This window comes from Flavobacterium sp. (assembly GCF_027531905.1).
Taxonomy (GTDB): domain Bacteria; phylum Bacteroidota; class Bacteroidia; order Flavobacteriales; family Flavobacteriaceae; genus Flavobacterium.
In genome coordinates this window covers 100,164-124,745 of sequence record NZ_JAPZSU010000014.1, presented here as the reverse complement: position 1 = coordinate 124,745, position 24,582 = coordinate 100,164, and the positions used below count along the sequence as shown (strand labels likewise).

The following is a 24,582-nucleotide window of genomic DNA, read 5'->3' as shown; positions in this document are numbered from 1 at the left end:
AATTTGTTGTCTTTTAAAAAAATGTGTTGAAAAAACATTAAGTTTATAAATAATATTTTTAATATACAACCAAAAATCGGCGATAATCTGCCTAATCCGCGTGCCATTTTAACATAAAAATATTTGTGTCCAGACGGTAGGGTAGTAGCGGCATCCTTTTTTTTATTTTACCCTGTCAGGGTTCAAAACCCTGACAGGGTAAAATAAAAAAAAGATATAGCGGATGACGGGACTTTGCCCACAAGAAAGCCTATTCTTTCCGCTCCTAATCTAAAATATTTAAAAGTTTTAATCCAAAAATTACACCATCACCTTGAAAACCATTTTGGTAAGAGCGGACATAATCTACTCTGAACTGTTTGAATTTCCCGATTCCTAAGTTATCGAGCCCTATGCTGATTTCTTGATAAGGTTTGCGATTTGGAATGGCTAAGTTGTGAAAACCGAGCATTAAACTGCTTTTTAAAAGGTTGAGTCCTGGTATTTTATTCATGATAAAGCCATTGTCGCTGTACTCTGAATGGAATTCAAAATACGCATCGTTTGTGCTATTGCTGTAATAAGGTAACAGGTTGAAAACGTTTAAATAGCGTTCGGTTTGGCCAATTCGTGTTTGATTGCCATTGAAATGTTTGTAATCCATAAAGGCAATATTTTCGGCATTGAAGAATTTGCCCGCTCTTAGATTTACACCCAAATCGCCTTTGTTGGCCAACGGAAGGTCGTAAAGAACACGTGCACTAATTAGGTCATACTCGTAGTTTTTTTGGCTAGCAGCAAAGGCTTTTTCGTAGCCTAAAAGCACGGTTGGATACTTGTCGTTTCGGAGGTTGAATTTTCCGTCAGGGCGCGAAATGTATTGGTTGCCAAAGTTAATGCGCCAGTTCAAATTAGCTTTTAGTAACTGATGAGTTGAGAAACCAGCAGTTGAATAATCATTAGAATCCAAAGGATTGTTTGAAGAATAAAGGTCGTCATTTTTGATAAAGGTATAGTTAGTAGTATTAAATAAAGGTTTGCGTTGGCTGTATTCTAATTTTCCGGTAAAGTTGATGCCGTTGGCTATATTCTGTGAATAAGCCACATTGAAAAACTCTTTGTTGTACAATTTCATAAAATTGTTTTTGAAAAAGAGTGTGCTTATCGAATTGATAAAAGGGGAAATTGGATTGTTTTCGTTGAATTGTTTAACTGCTGTTCCTCCTGAAACCCAAATTGTGGCATAATTTTGATTATTAAATCGATGACTAAAGTTTCCGACCACTCGAAGACGTTCGTCTGAAAAGCCATAATTGAAAGTAGTTGCAATGGCTGTGCTTTTTCCAGATTCATCATCCCATTTGCGATAAGTAAAGCCAGAGTCAAGATTGAAACCTTGAACCGTATTGAAAGTTAGTGAGCTTATGTCCATTAATCCTGCATAATCGAACGACCATTTTTTGAAAGTGTTTCTATAATTATAACCTGTTATTGGGTCTAATAGTTTGAATTTATTTCGTTTTTGGTCGATAGAATCCAAATAGGTTTTGGACGAGCGGATGGTTTGAATGCTGTCTTTTTTGATATAATCTTTACTCTCTTCTTCGGTGAGTGGAATAGGTCTTGTGCTTTCCCAGAAAGTATCTTCTTTTTTGTTGGCGTTGTTTTCAAAGCTTACAATTTCATTGCCAAAGGTCTTTTTATCAAAAGCATCAAAGAATTCATAATTGCTGTACACATAATTGAAAGTACCTGAGAATCCGATACCGAAAGCACCAGCGGTAAAAGCTAAACTTTGGGCATTTTTGCTCCAAATTTTAGTTTTGGAATTGTAATTGAAGTTCTGTTTTAAGGTCATCACTTCGGTGAATTCATTGCGCATGCGATAGCCTTTGATGTCGAAATCAACGGCATAAATCGCCCAGCTGTCTTCTACAATATAAATGTAACCTTCAAAAACGGGTTCTTTGTCTCGTCTTGGAATGACTTTAATTTTGTTGATTTGATGATTGCTTTCGTCAAAAAAAGTGCTTTCGAGTTTGTATTTGTAATATTGAAAGGCGTTGCTAGCTATGGGTGAAATCATTTTTACATCAAAATCGACTGTATTGTCATAAAAATCGTAAAATGAAGAACGAGCAGTATTGTAACTAAAGCCTTTGTCGTTACCCGAAATCTTAGAAGCAATGATTCTTTCTTTATAATTGTTAGGTTTTTCGAAGGTTAGTTTTGATACAGTTTCGGATAAGTACAAAATACCGCTTCCAGTTGAATCTAAGCCAGTGGTCATTTCGTCTGGCATTTCTATTTTCATTCCTAAAATTTTTTTAGGTAGATTTTTGATTTTGAATAATCCACGTGAATAAAAATCGGCGGTGAATCGGGCTGTTTTTTCAGCGTTTTCTTTTCGTGCTGCAATCGCACTTTTAATAATGGCGTTGGCGGGATTATTTTTTGGATTGATAACTACTTCGTTGAGGTTGTAATTTTCTTCCGATAATTGAATGTCAATTATTATTAGTGTTTTCTCGTAATGAATCGTTTTCTTTACGGTTTTGTAACCAAGGAACTGGAACAATAGGGTGTAATCACCTTCTTTTTTGAGGTTCAGTTCGTATTTTCCTTTGTCGTTGGTGGTAGTTCCTGAATAGGAATTTTGAATGATTACGGAAACAAAAGGTAATGGGTTTCCTTTTTCGTCAGTGATAGTTCCTTTTACTTGTGCGATAAAAGGCGAAGAGATTAAAAATAAAATAAAAACGTAAAATTGTTTCATCTGCTTTTTTTGGTAAAATTAAACAGATGAAAAAACTTACATCATAAAAAGTTGTTAATTTATTAGGGTAAATTTCATAAGATTATATTAAAGATTGAATGGCGAGTTCGTAACTTTTTAACCCGAATCCTAGAATAACACCTTTGGCATTTCCTGAAATATAGGATTGATGTCTAAAGCTTTCTCTAGAAAAGGTGTTAGAAATATGTACTTCTATGACTGGTGCAGTAACAGCTTTTACAGCATCGCCAATGCCTATTGAGGTGTGGGTATAAGCACCAGCATTGAGAATTATTCCAGAATATGAAAAGCCGAATTCTTGTATTTTACCGATCAACTCGCCTTCGATATTGCTTTGAAAATAAGAAAACTGAATGTGGGGAAATTTAACTTTTAAACTTTCAAAATAATCTTCGAAGGTTTCACTTCCATATACTTTGGGTTCGCGTTTTCCTAGTAGGTTAAGATTGGGTCCGTTAATTATAGCAATTTGCATGATACTTGTTTTTGGTAAAAATAAAAAAACCGCACTAAATAATAGTACGGTTTTGTGGTTGATTTTGTTAATTATTAAAACATAAATCCTGCGGAAACTTGTACTACAGAATTTTTTGCTTTTGCGCTGGTTGAAACCTCGGTTAATCCCAAACCATAACGTCCTTGAATAAAGATACTTTTGGTAATTTTTACTCCTAAGCCTCCAGCTACGGCAAAGTCAAAAGTTTTGGAATCATTTAGGTTTACATTGTCTTTCTCGCTTAAAAGAAAAGAAGCTTGTGGACCTAATTCTAAGCTAAACGTATTGTTTAAATAGATTTTTGCCATCACAGGAATCGATAAATAGCCTAAGTTGTTTTTAAATTCGCTAATTGCGTTTTTGTAACTAGCGCCTTGTGTAGAGTACAATAACTCGGGTTGAACACTAAATTTATCGGTCAATTTTACTTCGGCCAATAGACCAATATGATAACCAGTAATAGCATCAGATTTATAATTTTCTGAATTTACGGTAATATCAGAACCTGTAAGATTAGCATAATTGATCCCTACTTTAGCTCCTAAATGTAATAATTGTGCTTGCGTTGTTAGTGTTCCAAATAAAGCAAAAGCGGCAATAAGAATGATTTTTTTCATTTTCTTTTTTTTAGTGATTGATTATGATGTTAAACTCTTTTAATTTCTAAATATTGTATTTTGTAAAAACGAAGCGAATAACAAGATTGTTTTGTGCTGCGAAATAACAACATTTTTAAATGCTTTCCAAAGTCAAAATATTGATTTAACTTGTTAAAATAAGATGCTTTCAATTCTTTTGTAATTAATACCTAATTTTAATTTGTTAAGTTTATGTAAATATTTGGTAATAATTTTTTTAAGAAGGTTTTTTGGTTTTTTTTTGACTCTTTTTTTTTATTAGTTTTGCCAAATAACTTAATAAAAACAAACAAAAAAATGAAAAAAATTATTTTAACTGCTGTGACAGTATTTGGTTTTGCATTTGCTAACGCTCAAGAGGGAGGATTTAAAGTTGGAGCTAATTTAGGATTACCATTAGGTGATATTAAAGATTCATACTCTTTAAATTTAGGTGTTGACGTAGCTTACACATGGAAAGTTTCTGAAAAGTTTGAAGCAGGTCTTGGTGCTGGATATGCTCATTATATTGGGAAAACTGAAAAATTTGGTATAATAGAAGTTGAATATGATGATGCTGGATTTATCCCTGTTTATGGAACGGCTCAATATTCTTTATCTGATAAATTTTTCTTAGGATTAGATTTAGGATATGCAATTGGTGTTGCTCCAACTGAAAACAATGGTGGATTTTTGTATCAACCTAAAGTAGGTTATTCTTTTGGAAAAACTGATTTGTTTTTGGGGTACAAAGGAATTTCAGTTGACGGAGGAACTTTTTCTTCTTTAAACTTTGGAGTTGCTTTTAAATTGTAATTTTTTTATACAATATTTTAAACCTTCCGTTTATGGAAGGTTTTTTTATGCGTAATTATTTAAGATTCATTATTAATTTTAGCATTATTTAAATTAAATTATTACTATTTATCTTATTAAAATTATTTATTTTTATTTTTTTTAAAAAATACCACTTTTTAGTGAGTATTTTTTTTGTAATCATCTAACTACAAGCTTATTATTTTGTTTATTTTTTTTTCTAAAATTGCTTTTAATTAGGTTTTTTAAGTTTTTGTTTTTTTTAACAATTTTTTTATTTCATTTTGGATAATTAATTTCGGCCAAAATCTTATTAAAAACAAACAAAAAAATGAAAAAAATTATTTTAACTGGTTTAGCAGTATTTGCTTTCACATTTGCTAATGCGCAAGAAAAAGGAAAATTTAGAGTTGGATTAGATTTAGGTTATGCAATTCCATCTGGTGGTGGAGGGGTGTTATTTGCTATCGAGCCTAAATATAACATTGCTGACAATATGAATGTTGGTTTGCGTATTGCTGGTGCTGCTATGGCTAAAGAATTTAGTGGTTCTGGCGAGTCACTTGAAGCAAAAATTGGAACTAGTGCATCGTATGTAGGTACTTACGATTATTACTTTACTGGTTCTAGTTTTGTTCCTTATGTAGGTGCTGGAGCAGGGATCTATTCTCTTTCAAATGCTGAATTTGATGTTGATGTAATGACTGGAAGTGTAGATCTTGATTCAAAATCAAAATTTGGTGGATTAGTTAGAGCTGGTTTTGAGTTAGGCAAATTTAGAATGGGTGTTGAGTATAACATCGTTCCTAAAAGCAAAATCAATAATTCTGATGTAACTGCAAAAAATTCTTATGTTGGTATTCATTTAGGCTTCTACCTTGGTGGAGGAAAATGGAGTAAATAGTAAGGAATTATTATATTAAAACCTCCATTTTGGAGGTTTTTTTATGCGTAATTATATAAGATTTATTATCATTTTTAGCATTATTTAAAACAAATTATTACTATTTGTCTTGTTAATATTGTTTTTTTTTATGTTTTACAAAAATACCAGTTTTTAGTGAGTAAGGTTTTTGTAATTAGCTAGTAATAAGTTTTTTATAGATTATGTTGATTTTATTTTATTTATTTCTAAATACTTTTTTATTAAGGTTTGACTTACTATGATTTTTTTTATCTTCTTTAGAATCATTAGTTTCGCGTAAAATTAATAAACTAAACAAATATGAAAAAAATTATGTTAACTGCTATAGCAGTATTTGGTTTTGCATTTGCTAATGCACAAGATGGAGGTTTCAAAGTTGGAGCTAATTTAGGATTGCCATTAGGTGATATTAAAGATTCATATTCTTTAAATTTAGGTGTTGACGTGGCTTACACATGGAAAGTTTCTGAAAAGTTCGAAGCTGGCTTTGGGGCTGGATATGCTCATTATATTGGGAAAACTGAAAAATTTGGTATTATAGAAGTTGAATATGATGATGCTGGATTTATCCCTGTTTATGGAACGGCTCAATATTCTTTATCTGATAAATTTTTCTTAGGCTTAGATTTAGGATATGCAATTGGTGTTGCTCCTAGTGGAAATGAAGGTGGATTCTTATATCAACCTAAAGTTGGTTACTCTTTTGGTAAAACAGATTTGTTTTTAGGATACAAAGGAGTTTCTAATGATGGAACATTTTCTTCTTTAAACCTTGGCGTTGCTTTTAAATTGTAATTTTTTAATTTGAATACATTACCTCCCCTAAAAAGGAGGTTTTTTTTATGCCCAAAAATCACCTTTCTTTGTAGTATGTGTTGGAGTAATTATATCAAGCAGTATCAATCTTATCTAAGAATCGAAAGAGGGTTATCGGCCAATACGATTGCGAATTATACTTTGGATATTGAACGACTTTGTCTGTTTTTGGCAGAACAAAGAATCTCAGAATCTCCAATTACTGTTACCGATGAAACGGTTCAATTTTTCATTTATGCTGTATCCAAAGAAGTAAATGCGCGCTCACAAGCCAGAATAATTTCGGGATTAAAAAGTTTTTTTTCGTATTTGATTTTTGAAGACTACCGAGTAGATAATCCAATGGAGTTGATAGAATCTCCTAGATTAGGAAGAAAATTGCCCGATACTTTATCGGTTGATGAAATTGATGACTTAATTTCAGCTATTGATTTAAGTTCGAACGAAGGTGAACGTAACCGTGCCATGCTCGAAACTTTATACGGATGTGGGCTTCGGGTTTCTGAATTGGTTGGGTTGAAAATTTCTGATCTTTTTTTTGAGGAGGGCTTTATCAAAATACATGGCAAAGGGAATAAAGATCGTTTTGTACCCATTGGCGAAGTAGCACAAAAGTATATCACTATTTATAAAGAAACTGTTCGTGTTCAATTGCCTATCCAAAAAGGGTTTGAAGATACTTTGTTTTTAAATAGACGAGGCAGGCAATTAACCAGAGCGATGGTTTTTACCATTATTAATAGACTGGCTGATTTGATTGAACTCAATAAAAAAATTAGTCCGCACACCTTTAGGCATTCATTTGCAACTCATCTGCTTGAGAATGGAGCTGATCTTCGTTCTATTCAATTGATGTTAGGGCATGAATCTATCACTACAACCGAAATTTATGTGCATTTGGATCGTTCCTTTTTGAGGCAAGTAATGAAAACGTATCACCCGAGAAAGGGTTCGGTTTAGTATTTTTTATTTAGCTAAGGCTATGCAATGTAGTCTTTTAAATAGTTTTAAAGTTTAATCTTAATAAAGGAAGTATATAATATGATATTTGCAAAAAGCCGAAATCCAGAAGATTTAAATGCGCTATACGAAAGTTTAATCAAACAACTTCCTAATATTATTTTCCAAATTCGAGTCAATGCTGAACGACAGATTGCATTCGATTTTCTTAGTAAACCGATTGACTTTTTTAATGAATTTTCATTAAATGAGTTTATCGAAGATTCCTATAGATTATCTAATTACACTATCTATGAGCCAGATTTGAAGGGGTTTATGTCGTCTTATGAGCGGGCGATAACCAATGTAGAAGTTTGGGATATAGAGTTTAGGTTGTTATTACCTGATAGCGGCTATAAATGGATTCGGATTGATGCTACGCCAAAGAAAAATGATATAGGCGAGGTAGTTTTTTATGGTTTAATCTCTGATATTACTAATATGAAAGAGCAAGAGATTAGGATGCGTCTTGCAGATGAACGTTATCATTTTGCAGTTCAAGCATCGGATAGAGGCGTGTGGGATTGGGACTTAGTTACTGGAAAAGTATATTATTCCTCAGAATCCATGAAAATTTTAGAATTGACAGAATCTGATTTAGTGGCCACTCCCGAAGAATGGGACGAACGTGTTCATCCTGATGATCGTGGAGAATATTATGGTAATATAAACCTTCATTTTGAAAATAAAATTCCTTTCTACGAAACGTGTCACAGGGTTTTGTGTAATGGGCGTTATAAATGGATTTTGGATCGAGGCAAAGTTATAGAGAGAGATACCGATGGAAAACCGCTACGAATCGTAGGTACGCATACTGATATCTCAGATCAAAAGGAGAAAGAGTTGGAATTGGCTAAAATGCTTGAAATTTTAAACACTCAAAACAATAAGTTACTCAATTTTGCGCATATTGTATCTCATAATTTACGCACCCATAGCGGTAATATCAAATCTTTATTGGATTTGCATAACGAAGAATTACTTTCAGATTCTGATACCTTGAATAATATTCAAATCGTTTCTGATGAATTGTTTTCTACCATTGAGAATTTGAATGAGTTGGTCAATATTCACACTGTAAAAGACAAAGAGATTGAGCAATTGAATCTAAATCTATACATCAATAAAGTTTTAGATGTTTTGCATGATTCAATTAAACAAAAAGACATTGTTGTGCTAAATTATATTCATTCTAGTATAACTATAAATTGTTTGCCGGCTTATTTAGAAAGTATTTTATTGAATATTGTTACTAATGCTATTAAATATTCCGATCAAAAAAAAGTACCTAAAATTATTTTCACTTCAGATGAAAATGAGGATTTTATTATTTTAAGTATAAAAGATAATGGTTTAGGTATTGATTTGGATAAATATAAAGATTCTATTTTTGGCTTGTATAAAACGTTTCATAAAAATACTGATGCGCGTGGAGTAGGATTGTATTTAACCAAAAATCAAATCGAGAATATGGGTGGCAAAATTGAAGTAGAGAGTACATTGCATGTGGGATCGACCTTTAAGATTTACTTTAAAAAAAACTCAATACAGCATGTTGTAATTGATTAATATAGCATCGGTTGTAGAAAATATCACATCGTTTTTCTATTTATTTTGCTTGAGTTTTTTGCCTAGAGTTGATTAAAATAATCTTTGATTTTGGCCTTAAAAAAGAAAACACAAATTGTACTTTTTGGAAAAAAGTGTACAATTTGTGTTGATGAAATTAAGCACTATACCTTATAAATTTGTATAGTTTTGTCTTCATGATGTTTCCGTTTATACTTCTAAATGCGTATCTGCTATGGATAAAGCCTCAGAAATTATCGCTAATCCTTCATCTATTTCTTCTTCCGTAATACACAATGGCGGTGCGATGAAAATATATCCCCAACGAACAAAAGTATATAAGCCTAATGCTCTTAATTTTCCTGCCATTAAATTGGTTACTTTTAGATCTTCGCCGCTGGCATTATAGGGCGCAATTAGCTCACCTGTTTTTTTGTTTTTTAAAATATCCAAGCACCCCAGTAACCCTGTGTTTCTAAAATTGCCCATGCTAGGATGTTTGGCTCTGAGTTCGTTTATTTTTTGTTCTAGATAAGCACCTTTTTTTATGGTATTTTCAATAAGTTTATCTTCTTCATAAATATTGATAACAGCTAAGGCTGCTGCTAATGCTACAGGATGTGCATTATACGTTAAGCCAATCATCATTGGGGTAGTATCGAATTTTTCTGCAATGGTGTCCGAAACCATCAAACAACCTAATGGAAGATAAGAAGAAGTCAGTCCTTTTGCCATACAAACCATGTCTGGAATTATATCATGATTTTCAAATCCAAACCATTTTCCTGTTCTTCCAAAACCTGACATTACTTCGTCTGCAATAAATAAAATGCCATATTTTTCGCATAATAATTTGATGCCTTTTAAATATCCTTTTGGATAATGTAAGCATCCAGATGATCCACTTTCTCCTTCAAAAATAAAGGCTGCAATGTTGGTTTTTCCTTCAAAATGGATGATACGTTCAACATATTCTAAACTAAGTTGTAGTTTTGTGGCTTCGTCTAACTCTTTCATTCCGAAGAAGTAATAAGGGTCATCTAGTAATACAGTGTTTGGCATTTGTTGCCCGTCATTAGCCAGTTTTCGTGGGTCGCCACCTACAGACATGCCGCCAATTGATCCGCCGTGAAAAGCGCGATACCTTCCAATAATTTTATGTCGACCAGTATATAATCGAGCGAGCTTAATGGCATTGTCTACAGAGGAAGTCCCACATAAAGTAAAAAAAGCTTTGTTGAGATTTCCTGGACAAATACTAGCTAATTTTTTGGCTAGTTTAGCTCTCACTTCGGTTGTGCAACTTGGTGTTACAAAACTTACTTTTTGCATTTGTTCAACGACTGCCGCGGTAATCCTTTGGTCGCCATGCCCTATATTTACTGACATTAAGCCTGATGAAAAATCAATTATTTTGTTTCCGTCATAATCGTATAAGTAAACACCACTTGCTTTTTCTATGGCTAGTGGGTTGAGGTTGCTTTGCGCTGACCATGAAAATAAACTATATTGTTTACTGTCATTTATGATTTGTTCTTTAGTTAGCATCTTTAAAATTAGTTTGAATTAATAGGGGTTAAAATTTAGTAACGAAAATCTAATATAAATCGATTAATTGTTTGGATTATTGTTGGTTACAGTCAATAAAAATAAATGGAGTAAGTGTTCTAAAGGAATCATTGGGAGCTTTTTATTATTCTTATTTAATTGAAATTTAGGGCAAATTTAGGGTGGGCTGAATTGATCTTAGCTCATCCAGTTAATTCCAGCTTCAGGATTCCATTTGGTGGTAGTTTTTTTCTCTTTTGTAAAAAAGCCAATCGCGCTTTTTCCAGTGATGTCGCCAGAACCAAATCGAGATTCATTCCATCCTCCAAAACCAAAAGGCTCTCTTGGAACAGGGACTCCAATATTTATTCCACACATTCCAGCTGAAGCATTCTCCGTTACATAATTGGCTAAACCTCCGCTTTGTGTAAATACAGAACAAGCATTGCCATAAGGATTTGCGTTCTCGATGGCTAAGGCTTCATCAATGGTATCTACACGAACGATAGCTAACACAGGTCCAAAAATTTCTTCTCTTGCGATTTTCATGTAGGGTGTGGCATGATCTATTATTGTAGGGCCGACATAAAATCCATTTTCTTTTCCAGGAACAATGGTATGGCGTCCGTCTAAAATAATTTTGGCACCTTGTTGTTCTGCTTCAGTGATATAGGCTTCAATTCTGTCTTTGGCTTCTTTAGAAATAACCGCTCCTAAAGTTGTACCACATTGAATTTTTTGTGCATCACCTAATAATTTATCAAGGATAGCATCGCAATTTCCAACTGCAAGTAAAGTCGCGGCAGCCATACATCTTTGTCCTGCACAGCCACTCATAGAGGCTACGATATTAGACGAAGCCATTTCTGGATGTGCATCTGGTAACAAAAGGATGTGGTTTTTTGCGCCACCAAGCGCTAATACTTGTTTCAAATTATGACTTGCTCTTTGATAGACAATTTTGGCCACTTTTGTGGAGCCAACAAAAGTAACTGCCTGAATTCCTAGGTGATCACAAATGTTTTCAACAGTAGTTTGAGTTCCATTGATGATATTGAATAAACCATCTGGAAGTCCAGCTTCTTTTAATAATTTGGCGGTATATTGACTACTTATAGGCACAGCTTCAGAAGGTTTTAAAATAAAAGCATTACCGAGAGCAATAGCATTTACGATAGTCCAATGAGGTACCATAGTAGGGAAATTAAATGGAACAATAGAAGCAACAATTCCTAATGGTATTTTTGTTGAAGAACAAAATACGCCTTTGCTTACCTCCATGTTTTCACCATTTACGAACTGTGGTAATGAGCAAGCAAATTCTGTTAATTCGATTGCTTTATCTATTTCTGCTTTGGCTTCACTATGTATTTTTCCGTTTTCTCTGTAGATAACTTCTGTTAATTCTTCACTGTTCTTTTCTAATAATTGTTTGTATTTATAGAAAATTTGAGCTCTTTCTTTTAAAGTGACTTTTTGCCATTCTTTTTGTGCAATTTGAGCTGCATTGACAATTTTATTCAAATCCTCCATTGTAGACTCGTTGAAAGTAGTTAATTCCTTACCGTCCAAAGGAGAAATAACAGCGTGTTTTTTTGTAGAACTACCTGGGATAAACTCCCCGTTTATAAAGTTTTTTACTTCGTTAAATGACATAATTTTGACTTTTAAATTTTTTCAAATATACAATATTAAGTAAAAAAACAATAAATATTTTTGTGTGTTATTAAAATATTGTTAGATTTACAAAATAATCATATTTATATCGAATTATTTACAATGTGTGATTAGTTGAGAATAAGGCGCTATATATAGGTTGTTGATTTAAAGAATAACCACTTTAAATTGAATAATTAACTAAATCCAAAAACCAAACTAAATCCATTAAGTTTATGAAATCAATATCCGTTATTATTGGTGTAGCCTTGTTATTACTGGCTATTCTTTTTTATTTTATTCATTGGGATGCTCTTGTTCCTGCATTTACAGTGCTAGGTATCGCTATGATCACTCGCAAAGCATTAGAACCTTTAATTATAGGGTGCGCTATCGGATTTGCATTATTAGCTCAACAAGGAGGATCAGAGACCTATTTTCCAGAAGGGAAAGGAATGATTTTTCCATTGAATATGTTTGATGGTATGTTTACATCAATTGCTAGAGATGCACATGATCAAGGACTAATATGGGTGATATTAGTATGTATTTTATATGGTGCATTTGTTCAATTACTAAGTGCTTCAGGAGGAATCAAAGCTGTTGGTAGGTATTCTGAGAATCACGTAAAAAACAAAAAGCAATCGCTGATAATGACTTATTTTTTGAGTTTTTTCTTTTTTCTTGATGATTATTTAAGTGCGCTGTCTGTTGGAAATACGATGCGACCTATTACCGATAAATTTGGGGTTTCTAGAGAAAAATTAGCTTTGGTATTGACCATGGTTTGCGTACCTTTTACTATTATTTTTCCTATTTCGACATGGACAATTTTTTACGGGACACAAATTGTCGCTATTGATGGCGGTGTTTTGGATGGGGCAGGAGTAGCTATAACAAATCCTATTCAAGCATTTATGGGGACAATTCCTTATAATTTTTCGGCTTGGATTTCATTGATAGTTGGAGCCTTGATTGTTTTTGAATTGATTCCCGATTCAAAAGGGATTAGAGAAGCTGAAGCAAATGTTAAACCAAGTGGTTCTGAAACCATTAAAGTAACAAAGCCAAATGCAAAACAAGGTAGATTAATCTATTTTATATTACCCATTTTTGTTTTAATCTGGTGTACGGTATTTCCTTATCCATTTGATATGGATTATTGGGGAAGTTTTGAATTTTCAACAGAATACATTTTCGGAAGTATAGATGCTTTGCGTGGTATTGTTACAGCTGTTGTTTTTACCTACTTATATTTTTTACTGTTCAAAGTCATTAAATTCAATAAAATATCTAAACATTTTGTTTTAGGTTTAGAGACAATCACTTTTGTATTGACTGTTTTAGGTTTTACTTATTTATTGAAAGATGTACAAAATGCATTAGGTTTCAATGAATTTGTTGTTGAAAAATTGCAAGGAATTATATGGTTGAATGGGCCAACTTTGCCTGTTATTGTCTTTACTTTAGTCGCTTGGATTTGTTGGGCAACTGGATCTAACTGGGGTATTTATGCAATTTTGGTTCCAACAACGGCTTTGTTATCGCATACTTTAGGGGCTAATTTTTGGTTGGTTCAAGGTGCATTGGCCTCTGGAACAGTTTGGGGAGCAGCAGCATGTTTCTTCTCAGATAATAGAGTATTAACAGCACAATCTTGTAAAGTAAACATGATGCAACACGGAATCTCTCAATTTCCCTATCAATTGATAATATTTGGAACTTCGGCAGTATTGTATCTTATCGCAGGATTTGTTTTATAAATGAATAGTATGATTTTGAAAAATGTTTTACATAATGAATTTGAGATTCGAAATGCGACTCCAGATGATGCTATTCAAATGGAATATGTTCAATCAAAATGCTATCCTACTTTGCATGAATCTGAAATATTAGTTAGCAATCATTTTGCAAATCATATTAAGGTTTTTCCAGAGGGCCAAATCGTAGTAGAAAAGGATGGAATGATTATAGCTTCTGCAAGTTCATTCAGATGTAATTTTCCAGAGCACGATAGTACTTTTTTAGAAGAGACCGATAATTTATGGATTACGAATGTACAAATCCCTGATGGAGAATGGATGTACGGCATAGATATGGGAGTTTTACCAGAGTATAGAGGTTTAGGACTTTCAAAAGAGATGTACAAAGCGAGAAATGAAATATGTGCAGCATTAGGTCTAAAAGGACAAATAATTGCAGGAATGACAATTGGTTATGGCAAAGTAAAAGACCAAATGACTATTGAAGAATATTGTAAAAGAGTGATGAACGACGAAATAATAGATCCTACCATTACGCCACAACGTAGTGCAGGTTTTCGGTGGATTAGGCCTTTATACAATTACATTAATGATGCTGAATCGGGATTTGGCAGTATTTTAATGTATAAACCAGTTGATGAAAATTTTTATTTATAGCAAATAAAAGAATAAAGAATAAAAAGCAAAAATAAAATACAATGAGAACTCAAATTAAAAAAGTGTCAGAAATTCCTGGCCCAAAAAGCAAAGAAATATTAGCAAGAAGAGCTGCGGCTTTACCAGCTGGTCTAGGCAAATCTACCGAAGTGGTAGTTGAAAAGGCAGAAGGAGCTTTAGTATGGGATGTTGATGGGAATCAATTGATTGATTTTGCAGGAGGAATCGGAATGGTAAATTTAGGTCACAGACCGCAAGTGGTAATTGATGCGGTGAAAGATCAACTGGACAAATACATTCATCCAGGTGCCCTTGTTACAACTTTTGAACCTTATTTGGAATTTGCCGAATTGTTGAATAAAATAACGCCAGGTGATTTTCCAAAAAAGACTTTGTTGGCAAACTCTGGTTCTGAAGCGGTAGAAAATGCAGTAGCTATTGCAAGATATTATACCAAAAGACCCGCAGTAATTTGTTTTGAAGGTGCTTATCACGGTCGTACAATGTTAACCTTAAGTTTGACGAGTAAATATGGTTTATTCAAAAAAGGTTTTGGAAGCTATGCCCAAGATATTTATCGTTTTCACTCTCCAAATGTGTATAGAAGACCGAATAGCATGACAGAGGAGGAGTATATTGATTTTTGTATCGAACGTTTTGATCAAAATTTAATCTCTCATGTGGATCCTTCTGCTGTTGCTGCTATCATTATTGAACCTGTTCAAGGGGAAGGTGGTTTTATTCCAGTACCAAAACGTTTCTTAGAAAAAATCAGAAAAGTGTGTGATGACCACGGAATCGTTTTTATTGCTGATGAAGTTCAAGCAGGAGCAGGGAGAACAGGAAAATTCCTTTCTATTGAGCATTCTGGTGTAATTCCAGATATTGTTACTATGGCAAAATCAATAGGTTCAGGATTGCCAATATCTGCTATTACTGGAAAAGCCGAAATTATGGACGCCCCACACTTAGGAGGAATTGGTGGAACGTATAGCGGAAGCCCAATTGCTGTTGTTGGAGCATTAGCAACAGTAAAAGAAATTATCAAGCCAGAATTTTTGGATCGTGCGACACATGTTGGTAAAATTATTACCGATAGAATCAACGCCATGAAGGAAAAATTTAGTGTGGTTGGTGAAGTTCGTGGATTGGGAGCTATGCTTGTAGTAGAATTTGTAAAAGATAGAACAACCAAAGAACCCGATATGGATTTTGCAATGGCGGTAATCAAAAAGTCGGTATCCAATGGTTTGATTTTAATTAGAGCAGGATTGTATACCAACTGTATTCGTTTTTTACCTCCAATTGTAATTACGGATGAACAATTGCATGAAGGTCTTGATGTAATCGAAGAAGCCATTCAAGAGGTGTTGAACGAAAGATAAGCCCCTAGCCCGCGAAGGAAGAACTAGGAATATTGAATAATTTTTTTAAACTCGTGAAAAATAAAAATCAAAATACTGGCTTTTCTGCTCCTCTCTACTTTGGAGAGGGGTCGGGGGTGAGGATTATACATAACGCCGTAATTATCACTATGGATAATGCTTTGGCTAAAGCAGATGCCATGGTACTAAATGATTTAGGTACAATTGAAGCCATTGGTACTGTAGCCGAACTTCGAAATCAATTTGTTTCTTTTAAAGAAGAAATTGATTTTCAAGGAAAAACGATAGTGCCAGGACTCAACGACGCGCATATTCATGTTTGGAAAATAGGGCATCTTCGTACCTATATGCTGGATGTTCGAGGCGTAAAATCTATAGTGGAATTCAAACAAAAGCTAAAAGATTTTGCTGCTAAAAATCCAAATTCAGAATGGATTATGGCTCGTGGTATTAATGAAATGGTACTCGAAGAAAAGCGTTTGCCTACCAAGGAAGATTTGGATGAAATAATTACTGATCGACCTGTTTTTGTCATAAGAACCTGTGCCCATATTGGGATTGCCAATTCCCAAGCAATAGAAATTTCGGGAGTGAGTGAAGCTACCGAAGTGCCTTTTGGAGGTGAAATTCGAAAAAATCAAGACGGCAGTTTACAGGGAATTTTCACCGAAAGAGCTTTAGGTTTAATTATGAATCATATTCCGCCTTTTACTTTCGAGGAGTATAAAAATATGATTCTCGAAGCGCATGATTATTTGTTAAGTCTTGGAATCACAAGTGCCACAGATCCTGCGGCCAACGAAGAACTACTTGCAGCCTATATACAATTGGATGCAGCAGGTTTGCTGAAAGTGAGAATGAATGTGTTTCCGCTTCGAATTCCAGATGGAAGTGATGAAATTCAAGTGTTGCCTGAACGGTATGAATCAGATTTTTTACAAATAAAAACCGTAAAGTTCTTTTCGGACGGAGGCTTGAGTTCGGCTACAGCGGCTCTGAATGTTCCTTATAAAAATACTGAGGGATACAAAGGCGTGTTGCGATTGGATTATGATAAATTTTATCATACAGCCAAAGAAGCGGTAGATAAAGGTTTCTCTGTCGCAACCCATGCCATCGGTCATCAAGCAATTGATTTGACTTTGAAAGTGTATAGTGATTTGTTCAAAATGGATCCTACTTTAAGACACAGAATTGAACATGTTGGTTTTTTATCCCAAGATAATATAAATGATTTCAAACGAATGAATATGACCGCTGCCATGCAACCCATATTTATTTATGAGTTGGCCAATAATTTCAAAAACACATTGACCGATGAATTATTAGAGGTGGTGTATCCATGTAAAACGGTTTTGGATAACGATATTAATTTGGCATTATCTACCGATGGGCCAGTGGTAAAGGAAATAAATCCTTGGGTAAATATTGAAACAGCGATAACCCGAAAAGCAGCAGATGGCTCAGTCATTGGCAAAAGCCAGAAAATTACTTTGCAGCAAGCATTGTATGCCTATACGAAAGGGAGTGCTGTTGCTGATAATTTGGAGAATGTAAAAGGAAGCTTAGCGGTGGGCAAATTTGCTGATTTTATTGTTTTAAATAAAAACCCCTTCGAGTTAGAAGATGTTGCTGATGTTGAAACACTAGAGACCTGGGTTTCGGGGAAATTAATACACAAAAAATAATTTTGATTTTGAAAATAAAACCAAAAAATTGATTTTTATTGTAAATAAATTAATTACTTTTGGATTATTATTAAAAATTTACAAAAATTACTAAAAATGAGTGTATTAGACGATGAATTGGATTTTCAGATTTTGACATTATTACAAAAAGATGGTCGAATGTCATTTACTGAAATTTCAAAGGAAATTAATGTTGCAGTAAGTACCATAAGACACCGTTACATCAATTTGGTTGAAGATGGGACTTTAAAAATTATAGGTAGAATTGATCCCAACAAAATTGGATTTAATGCTTATGCGAGTATTTTGATTTCCGTCAAACCCAAAACCTTTATGAATTCTATTTTTGAACAATTAGCTAAATTACCTGAGATTAGTTTTTTAGCCTCTGTTTCTGGTGATTTCGATATAGAAGCGAATGTCATGTGCCGTGGAATGGAACATTTGAATGAATTAATTGGTGAAAAAATTCATGTTTTGGAAGGTGTTTTTGATACCAAAACCAACATGTATATGAAAATATACAAATTTGCACAACCTGATTTAGAATTAGCAAAATTATCAAGCAAACAAAATGAATAATACAGATAAATTATACGAAAGAAGAAAGAAAAGTGTTCCAAACGCTTTGGGTATTTTTAATCCATCGAGTATTCAGTCGGCCAAAGGTGCGATAATAATTGATACAGATGGTAGAGAATTGATTGATTTTGCTGGAGGAATCGGTGTAAATAATGTCGGACATGGCGTTCCAGAAATCATTGAAGCCATTCAAAAACAAGCCGAAAAATTTATTCATGCTTCCTTTAATGTTTCGGTTTACGAGCAATATTTGGATTTGACTGAAAAATTATGTGAACTTCTTCCTCACGGAGAAGCTACCAAAGCAATGCTTACATTATCTGGAGCGGAATCAGTAGAGAATGCTATCAAAATTGCGCGAGCGGTAACTGGAAAGTCGGGAGTTATTTGTTATGATGGATCTTTTCATGGTCGCACCATGATGGCAATGACGTTGACATCTAATGTAAAATACAAAGAAGGAGCGGGACCTTATGCACCCGAGGTGTATCGATTGGAATACCCTTACTACAAACCGAGCATGAAGAATAGAATGACTCAAGATGAGTTTGATGAGTTGATGATTATGAAGTTGCATAAGACTTTCTCGTCAACGGTTTCTATCAGTCAAACGGCTGCAATTATTTTAGAATTGGTGCAAGGTGAAGGCGGATTCACGGTGGCTTCCAAAAAATACGTGCAGTATTTACGTAAGTTTTGTACCGAAAATAATATTGTCTTGATTTTTGATGAGGTACAATCGGGCTTTGGGCGCACCGGAAAATGGGCGGCTTATGAGCATTATGAGGTAACACCAGATTTGTCTACTTGGGCAAAATCAATGGGTGGCGGAATGCCAATTGGTGCTGTAATCGGAAAACAAGAAATTATGGATGCCATAAAACCTGGACTTATTGGCGGAACTTATTTGGGAGGTCCCTTGAGCTGTGTGGCTTCTTTGGCAAGTATCAATTATATGAAAAAAAAAGATATCAATGCCGCAGGTAAAAAAGTTGGCGAAATCGTTCATGATAAATTCAAACACATACAATCCTTATATCCAGAAACCATTACTGATGTTCGTGGATTAGGAGCCATGTTGGCTATAGAATTTACCAATCCAAAAACTGGAATTCCAGATGGTGTCGCCACAAAAGCAATTGTTGATAGATGTCTAGCCAACGGATTAATTGTGATTACATCTGGAACCTACGGGAATTGTATTAGAATTTTAAGCCCTTTGTTTATTGAAGATGAAGTGTTGCAAAAAGGATTAGATGTTTTAGAACAAGCTATTAAAGAAATACTATCATGAGTGGCGTTAAACAAGCCTCGCTTTCTGATATAGCTATTCTAATTCCAGCATTATTAGAATTAAGAACCAATAGAACTGAAGCTGAATTGCATAATTTATTGAAAATTCAACTCAGTTCAGGAGAGTATCAAGTGTATTATATTGGCAACAGCACTATGGCTTTTGCTGTAGCGGGAGTACGAACGCTAAATTTATTGCATAGCGGTAAAACGCTATATATTGATGATCTAGTAACTCATTCAAGGTATAGAAAGCAAGGATTTGGAAGTCAACTTTTAGATTTTATTAAGCAATATGTTAAGGAAAACAAGTATGACCATTTGTCACTAGATTCGGGTTTCCAAAGAAAAGAGGCTTATCGATTGTATCTAAATGCTGGATTTGAAATTAACTCATTACATTTTGGACGAAATGTTAACGAATTTTAAAAAAAAGATGAGAAAACAATATATAAATGGACATTGGTGCGATGCAATAGACTGCGCAAAATGGGAGTTACAAAGTCCTTCGACTGAAGAAATTCTAGATAAGGTTCCTTTTGGTAATGTGGACGATTGTCGTTTGGCTATAAATGCTGCCGATAGTGCATTCAAGACGTGGAAAAATACAACGCCTTATTATAGAGCCGAGTTTTTAAAAAAAGCGGCCAATTATATGAGGGAAAATGTCGAAGCTCTGGCGCAAGAAACTGCTTTGGAAACAGGAAAACCCATGCTTGAGGCTAGGGGAGAATGGCAAGTTGCAGCCAATCTTTTTGAATGGTACGCAGAAGAAGGAAAACGCAGTTACGGAAGAGTTATTCCTTCCAGTAGAATAGACAAACGTTCGATGGTCATTTATCAGCCGATGGGCGTTGTTGGTGTGATTACGGCTTGGAATTTCCCTGCGTATAATCCAGCCAGAGCGGTAGCTGCGGCATTGGCAGCGGGTTGTACCGTTGTAATGCGGGGTTCCGAATTTACTCCATTGTCGAGTTTTAATATTGCAAAAGCTTTGCATGAAGCAGGAATTCCAAAGGGAGTGTTTAATTTAATTAATACCGAACCTGTCACTTCGGGTGCAGAAATGATTGAGAACCCTTTGTTGAAAAAAATAAGTTTCACAGGAAGCACTCGTGTTGGAAAAATATTAATGGACGGTGCTTCAAAAACAGCTACCAAATTGTCTCTAGAATTGGGAGGAAATGCCCCTGTTATCATTGATAAAGACGTTGATGTAGAGGCTATTGCGCATCAAGCTTTGGTTGCCAAATTAAGAAATTGTGGACAAGTTTGTGTTTCGCCACAACGTTTTTATGTACATGCTAGTATTTTCAATCAGTTTGTTGCTATTGTAAAAGAAGATATTTCGAAACTACAAACCGGAATCAACGGTGGCGAAATTGATTTTGTTGGGCCGCTGATTAATAAAACACAACAAAATCATTCTTTGGCGATGCTCGAAAGAGCAAAAAGTGAGGGAGCAATTATTCATATTGGTGGAGAAAAAGCTGAGAAAGGTTTTTTTGTGCATCCAGCCTTAATCGAAGCAAAACAAACGCAAACATTTATCAAAACAGAAGTTTTTGGTCCCTTAATGATTGTAATTCCTTTTGAAACCCAAGAAGAAGTAATCGAATGGGCGAATGATACAGAGTATGGTTTGGCCTCTTATGTTTTTACCAATCATCTTAAAAATGCAAATTTTTATGCCGAAAATCTAGAATTTGGAATGGTAGGAATCAACGAATGGGCGGCACACGGCACTGAATTGCCTTTTGTTGGAATTAAAAGCAGTGGCATTGGTCACGAATCAGGAGCTGAAGGATTGAAAGAATATTTGGAAATGAAATTGATAAGTTACGGGAATATGTAGTCTTTAGCCCTCTAGGCGGTGCATAAAGACAAAAAATGAGAATTAGTATTAATCTTAACACCCTTTTTGGGCTAGAGGGCTATGAAAAAAGAAATTTTAGGTAAATATATTTTACAAACGGCTACGCCAGAATACGCAAAACAAGAAGCTGAACTTCAAAAAATTGTTTTTCCAACATTGTCAGCTGAAGAATTGATGACAGAAGAACAATACTTGCGACACATGGAAATTTTTCCCGAAGGTCAAATGATTGTTCTAGATGGTGATAGAGTAATTGCTGCTACTACAACTTTGCAGCAAAATTATCACAAAGGACATCATACCTTTCTTGAAATATCGGATAATTTATGGTTGGGAACACATGATCCAAAAGCAGATTGGTTATATGGATTGGACGTTTCAGTACATCCCGATTATCAAGGAAAAGGTATTGGGAAGCAAATCTATAATGCACGTCAAGAGATAGCAAAAGAATTGGGTTGCTTGGGACAAATGACTGCTGGAATGCCAATTGGTTTTGACAAAGTGAAAGACCAAATGACCATCGCTGAATATTGTGACAAACTCATAAAAGGGGAAATTATTGATCCAACTGTTACGGCGCAAACCAAATGCGGATTTATTTTGGTTGAACCCTTATTTGATTATTTAGACGATCCAAGGAGTGGTAATTGTTCGGTTTTGATGTATTGGCCATTAGATCCAAATACAAAATTGAGTGAGCATCATTAATAGATCGTCACTTGTTATTTTTTATGTCCAGTTCAAATTGTAAACACTTAAATTAAATACTAACCAAAAAATCAAACCCTATGAAAAAAGTAATAGTATCATTAATCATATTAATCGGTATATTTTCAAACTGTGGTAAAAAATCCGAAGAAATGCTGTATAACTCATGTTCTGCATTAGAAATTTACCACAACTAAAGTACTTCACTTGTTTTAAATTTTTTAGCTGAGTTCCGTGAATCAATTTCTTCTTCCAAAACAAGAATTTACTCCTAATCTTAAATTCAAAAGTATTTCTTCAACAAAAATAATTTGTGAGCTCTTGCTTTTATAGAATAATTCAGTTTCGTTACGAAATCTTATGTTAATTATGGATTTTAAGTGTTTTTAGAGATAATATTTTGGATTGCGAAGGCTATGATTGTGGTGTTGAAATTAGAGCCAAAAACATAAAAGTGGGTGACGGGAGTGATGACGAAAACACAATGGAATCGGTTGTTTCTCAAGGTCATTTTTACAAAATTAGAACCTACATCGAAGTAGGAAAAGAGGAAGCGAAATTAGTCTTTGGAGGCAATACAGATGATAGCAAAGGGTTTTTTTATTGAACCAACTATTTTTACTGATGTTACTCCAAATATGCGAATGGATAGAGAAGAAATATTTGAACCAGTAGTAGCATTATTGAAATTTTCTACCGAAGAAGAAGCTATTGCAATAGCCAATGATACAGAATATGGTTTGGGGTATGGCTTATTCACACAAGATGTAACAAGGGTACATCGGGTAATGCCAAAAATTAGAGATGGAATTGGCTGGGTCAATTTTTATCATCCTACCTTCAAGAAATGCCTTGGGGGGATTACAAACAATCAGGAACAGGTAGAGAACTGGGATTGTATGGTATCGAAAATTACCTCGAAGTAAAACAAGTCAATATCAATCTAGATACTGATCCAGTGGGATGGTATTAGAAAAATAGGCAGTAGCAGGTTTTTAGTGTTCAGTTAAACAACTTTAAACTTTTAAACTTTAAACAAAAAAATAAAATGATTTTCAAATCTATAAATCCGTTTACACAAGCAGTTATTGCGGAGCATGAAGTTGTAACTGATGCGCAATTGACTCAAAAACTGCAGTTGTCGGAATCGGCTTTCAAGCACTGGCGGACCACGTCTTTTCAAGAAAGAGCCGATAAAATGAAAAAACTGGCCGAAATATTAAGAAGCAAAAAAGACGAATTGGGCTTATTAATTACCAGTGAAATGGGTAAAATTTTAGCCGAAGGAATCGCTGAGGTAGAAAAATCTGCAGGGAATTGTGATTTTTATGCAGAGAATGCCGAAAGAATGTTGAGAGATGAGCGGTATGACACACCTTTCAAGAGCATGTCGGTTTATGATCCTTCTGGGGCTGTTTTTGCGATTATGCCTTGGAACTATCCTTTCTGGCAAGTATTGCGTTATGCTGCTCCAGCAATTATGGCTGGGAATGTCACCTTATTAAAACATGCTCCAAATGTAATTGGTTGTGCCAAAGCAATCGAAAAAGCATTTTTGGAAGCTGGTTTTCCTGAAGGGGTATTTCAACAAATAAACATTGATATCCCACAAGTTGAAAGGGTTATTGCTTCTGATATTGTGTCAGGAGTTACCTTAACAGGTAGTGAAATGGCAGGTTCTTCAGTGGCGGCATTAGCTGGAAAACATATCAAAAAATCGGTATTAGAATTGGGAGGATCAGATGCTTTTATCGTTTTGAATGACGCCGATTTGGAAAAAGCCACAACAGTAGCTACCCAATCAAGAATGTTAAACGCAGGTCAGGCTTGTATTTGTGCCAAACGCTTTATTGTTACCGAAAAAGTTGCAGACGAATTTGCTGCTTTGTTTACTCAAAAAGTAAGTGCGCTACAGCAAGGGAATCCATTACAAAACGGAATTCACATGGGGCCTTTGGCTAGAATTGATTTGGCCGAAAAATTGAGTTACCAATTGGAACATTCTCTAAAGCAAGGTGCTAGAATTTTGGTGGGAGGAGAACGAGAGTATTGCAATTTTCAGCCCACATTAATTGATTTTGTGGATGCAAATAATATTGCTTTTCAGGAAGAAACTTTTGGACCATTGGCTACAATTATTAGGGCTAAAGATGAAAATGATGCAATTGCGATTGCTAATAATCATCGATATGGTTTGGCAGCTGCTATTTGGACAGAAGACAGAGAGAAAGCTTACACATTAGCGAGAACCGTAGAAGCGGGTAATGTTTTTGTGAATTCCCTAGTGCGTTCGGATGCTAGAATTCCTTTTGGAGGAATCAAAAAATCAGGTTACGGAAGAGAATTATCCGAAATAGGAATCAAAGAATTTATGAATATGAAATCTGTGATTATTGAGTAAAATAATAT

General features: G+C 34.5%; 23 protein-coding genes. 18 read left to right on the top strand and 5 right to left on the bottom strand.

From position 1 onward, the window contains the following. Positions 1–265 precede the first annotated feature (265 nt). From O9307_RS05080 to O9307_RS05070, 3 genes are all read right to left on the bottom strand, one after another. On the bottom strand, positions 266–2,755 hold the full coding sequence (locus O9307_RS05080) for a DUF5686 and carboxypeptidase regulatory-like domain-containing protein (protein ID WP_298295980.1): 2,490 nt from the start codon (positions 2,753–2,755) through the stop codon (positions 266–268). Positions 2,756–2,837: 82 nt separating this feature from the next. Next, positions 2,838–3,251 (bottom strand): type II 3-dehydroquinate dehydratase, encoded by a 414-nt coding sequence (aroQ, locus tag O9307_RS05075; protein WP_298295979.1) that lies wholly within the window; start codon positions 3,249–3,251, stop codon positions 2,838–2,840. 74 nt (positions 3,252–3,325) lie between these two features. Next, positions 3,326–3,889, bottom strand: a complete 564-nt coding sequence (locus tag O9307_RS05070; protein WP_298295978.1) for a porin family protein — start codon at positions 3,887–3,889, stop codon at positions 3,326–3,328. Positions 3,890–4,207: 318 nt separating this feature from the next. Here O9307_RS05070 and O9307_RS05065 point away from each other — a divergent pair, with 318 nt between their 5' ends. From O9307_RS05065 to O9307_RS05045, 5 genes are all read left to right on the top strand, one after another. Beyond that, the gene (locus tag O9307_RS05065; RefSeq protein WP_298295977.1) at positions 4,208–4,705 is read left to right on the top strand and encodes a hypothetical protein; all 498 of its coding nucleotides are present in this window, start codon (positions 4,208–4,210) and stop codon (positions 4,703–4,705) included. A 331-nt stretch (positions 4,706–5,036) separates the two neighbouring features. After that, positions 5,037–5,609, top strand: coding sequence for an outer membrane beta-barrel protein (locus O9307_RS05060; RefSeq protein ID WP_298295975.1), 573 nt, complete (start codon positions 5,037–5,039; stop codon positions 5,607–5,609). 321 nt (positions 5,610–5,930) lie between these two features. After that, positions 5,931–6,425 (top strand): hypothetical protein, encoded by a 495-nt coding sequence (locus O9307_RS05055; RefSeq protein ID WP_298295973.1) that lies wholly within the window; start codon positions 5,931–5,933, stop codon positions 6,423–6,425. 75 nt (positions 6,426–6,500) lie between these two features. Next, positions 6,501–7,406, top strand: a complete 906-nt coding sequence (locus O9307_RS05050; protein WP_298295971.1) for a site-specific tyrosine recombinase — start codon at positions 6,501–6,503, stop codon at positions 7,404–7,406. Between the two features lie 81 nt (positions 7,407–7,487). Beyond that, the gene (locus O9307_RS05045) at positions 7,488–9,014 is read left to right on the top strand and encodes a PAS domain-containing sensor histidine kinase (protein WP_298295969.1); all 1,527 of its coding nucleotides are present in this window, start codon (positions 7,488–7,490) and stop codon (positions 9,012–9,014) included. 210 nt (positions 9,015–9,224) lie between these two features. Here the strand turns inward: O9307_RS05045 and O9307_RS05040 are convergent, their stop codons facing one another. Together O9307_RS05040 and mmsA are read right to left on the bottom strand one after the other, a co-directional pair. Further along, the gene (locus O9307_RS05040) at positions 9,225–10,562 is read right to left on the bottom strand and encodes an aminotransferase class III-fold pyridoxal phosphate-dependent enzyme (protein ID WP_298295968.1); all 1,338 of its coding nucleotides are present in this window, start codon (positions 10,560–10,562) and stop codon (positions 9,225–9,227) included. A 198-nt stretch (positions 10,563–10,760) separates the two neighbouring features. Next, entirely contained in the window at positions 10,761–12,218 is a 1,458-nt protein-coding gene (gene mmsA / locus O9307_RS05035; protein WP_298295966.1) for a CoA-acylating methylmalonate-semialdehyde dehydrogenase, read from the bottom strand. Between the two features lie 236 nt (positions 12,219–12,454). Here mmsA and O9307_RS05030 point away from each other — a divergent pair, with 236 nt between their 5' ends. The 13 genes from O9307_RS05030 to O9307_RS04975 all read left to right on the top strand — a co-directional run bounded on the left by O9307_RS05030 (position 12,455) and on the right by O9307_RS04975 (position 24,574). Continuing rightward, complete coding sequence (locus O9307_RS05030; protein ID WP_298295964.1) at positions 12,455–13,981, top strand: Na+/H+ antiporter NhaC family protein; 1,527 nt, start codon at positions 12,455–12,457, stop codon at positions 13,979–13,981. A 9-nt stretch (positions 13,982–13,990) separates the two neighbouring features. After that, positions 13,991–14,638 (top strand): GNAT family N-acetyltransferase, encoded by a 648-nt coding sequence (locus O9307_RS05025; RefSeq protein ID WP_298295962.1) that lies wholly within the window; start codon positions 13,991–13,993, stop codon positions 14,636–14,638. 41 nt (positions 14,639–14,679) lie between these two features. Continuing rightward, positions 14,680–16,023, top strand: a complete 1,344-nt coding sequence (locus O9307_RS05020) for an aspartate aminotransferase family protein (protein ID WP_298295960.1) — start codon at positions 14,680–14,682, stop codon at positions 16,021–16,023. 53 nt (positions 16,024–16,076) lie between these two features. Then, on the top strand, positions 16,077–17,711 hold the full coding sequence (locus O9307_RS05015; protein ID WP_298295958.1) for an amidohydrolase: 1,635 nt from the start codon (positions 16,077–16,079) through the stop codon (positions 17,709–17,711). 96 nt (positions 17,712–17,807) lie between these two features. Then, on the top strand, positions 17,808–18,293 hold the full coding sequence (locus O9307_RS05010; protein WP_298295956.1) for an Lrp/AsnC family transcriptional regulator: 486 nt from the start codon (positions 17,808–17,810) through the stop codon (positions 18,291–18,293). Next, a complete protein-coding gene (locus O9307_RS05005; protein WP_298295954.1) occupies positions 18,286–19,587 on the top strand; it encodes an aminotransferase class III-fold pyridoxal phosphate-dependent enzyme in 1,302 nt (433 codons plus the stop codon). The genes O9307_RS05010 and O9307_RS05005 overlap by 8 nt, the downstream gene beginning before the upstream one ends. After that, positions 19,584–20,015, top strand: coding sequence for a GNAT family N-acetyltransferase (locus O9307_RS05000; RefSeq protein WP_298295952.1), 432 nt, complete (start codon positions 19,584–19,586; stop codon positions 20,013–20,015). The genes O9307_RS05005 and O9307_RS05000 overlap by 4 nt, the downstream gene beginning before the upstream one ends. 7 nt (positions 20,016–20,022) lie before the next feature. Then, the gene (locus tag O9307_RS04995; protein ID WP_298295950.1) at positions 20,023–21,441 is read left to right on the top strand and encodes an NAD-dependent succinate-semialdehyde dehydrogenase; all 1,419 of its coding nucleotides are present in this window, start codon (positions 20,023–20,025) and stop codon (positions 21,439–21,441) included. Between the two features lie 81 nt (positions 21,442–21,522). Then, the gene (locus tag O9307_RS04990) at positions 21,523–22,173 is read left to right on the top strand and encodes a GNAT family N-acetyltransferase (protein ID WP_298295948.1); all 651 of its coding nucleotides are present in this window, start codon (positions 21,523–21,525) and stop codon (positions 22,171–22,173) included. A gap of 400 nt (positions 22,174–22,573) precedes the next feature. After that, positions 22,574–22,780, top strand: a complete 207-nt coding sequence (locus O9307_RS04985) for an aldehyde dehydrogenase family protein (protein WP_298295946.1) — start codon at positions 22,574–22,576, stop codon at positions 22,778–22,780. Then, positions 22,755–23,099, top strand: a complete 345-nt coding sequence (locus O9307_RS04980; RefSeq protein WP_298295943.1) for an aldehyde dehydrogenase family protein — start codon at positions 22,755–22,757, stop codon at positions 23,097–23,099. Before O9307_RS04985 ends, O9307_RS04980 begins: the two co-directional genes overlap by 26 nt. Continuing rightward, on the top strand, positions 23,069–23,146 hold the full coding sequence (locus O9307_RS14710) for a hypothetical protein (RefSeq protein ID WP_366100063.1): 78 nt from the start codon (positions 23,069–23,071) through the stop codon (positions 23,144–23,146). The genes O9307_RS04980 and O9307_RS14710 overlap by 31 nt, the downstream gene beginning before the upstream one ends. Before the next feature lie 75 nt (positions 23,147–23,221). Continuing rightward, positions 23,222–24,574: an NAD-dependent succinate-semialdehyde dehydrogenase gene (locus tag O9307_RS04975; RefSeq protein WP_298295941.1), complete on the top strand. Its 1,353-nt coding sequence runs from the start codon at positions 23,222–23,224 to the stop codon at positions 24,572–24,574. The last annotated feature ends 8 nt before the right edge of the window (positions 24,575–24,582 follow it).